The sequence below is a fragment of the Palleronia caenipelagi genome (assembly GCF_007004065.1).
Taxonomy (GTDB): Bacteria; Pseudomonadota; Alphaproteobacteria; order Rhodobacterales; family Rhodobacteraceae; genus Palleronia; species Palleronia caenipelagi.
This window is the reverse complement of the sequence record NZ_VFSV01000175.1, coordinates 1-640: the sequence shown is the minus strand read 5'-3', so window position 1 is coordinate 640 and position 640 is coordinate 1. Positions and strand designations below refer to the sequence as shown.

The window sequence follows — 640 nt, the reverse complement described above, 5'->3', positions numbered from 1 at the left end:
CTGCAACGGAATGGCATCTCGCGCCTGCCGGACGTCGAGGGCGACAAGCCAAAGCGGCAGCGGTTCAAGCGATACCCTATCGGCTTCTTTCATATCGACATCGCCGAGGTTCAGACGGCGGAGGGCAAGCTCTACCTCTTCGTGGGTATTGACCGAACCAGCAAATTCGCAGTCACCCAACTCGTGGACAAGGCAGATCGTAAGACCGCATGGGAGTTCCTCGAACACCTGCTCAATACCGTCCCCTATCGCATCCACACGATCCTCACTGACAACGGCATCCAGTTCGCCGAGCAGCCTCGCAACCGGAACACAGCATATTCACGGCAGATGCGGTTCGACATGATCTGTGAGGCAAATGAGATCGAACATCGGCTCACTAAGCCGAACCATCCGTGGACCAATGGCCAGGTCGAACGAATGAACCGCACCATCAAGGAGGCGACGGTCAAACGCTTCCACTACGAAAATCACGACCAGTTGCGAACACACCTTGCCGACTTCATGGCAGCCTACAACTTCGCCCGCAGGCTCAAGACCCTCAGCGGGCTGACGCCTTACGAATACATCTGCAAGATCTGGACTTCAGAGCCAGATCGATTCATCCTAAATCCGATCCACCAAATGCCGGGACTGAACA

1 protein-coding gene is annotated in these 640 nt (G+C 55.8%); it reads left to right on the top strand.

Features of this window, described 5'->3' with window-relative positions:
- Positions 1-640: integrase core domain-containing protein (locus FEV53_RS20570; RefSeq protein ID WP_142836437.1), on the top strand; the 640-nt coding region annotated here is incomplete at both ends.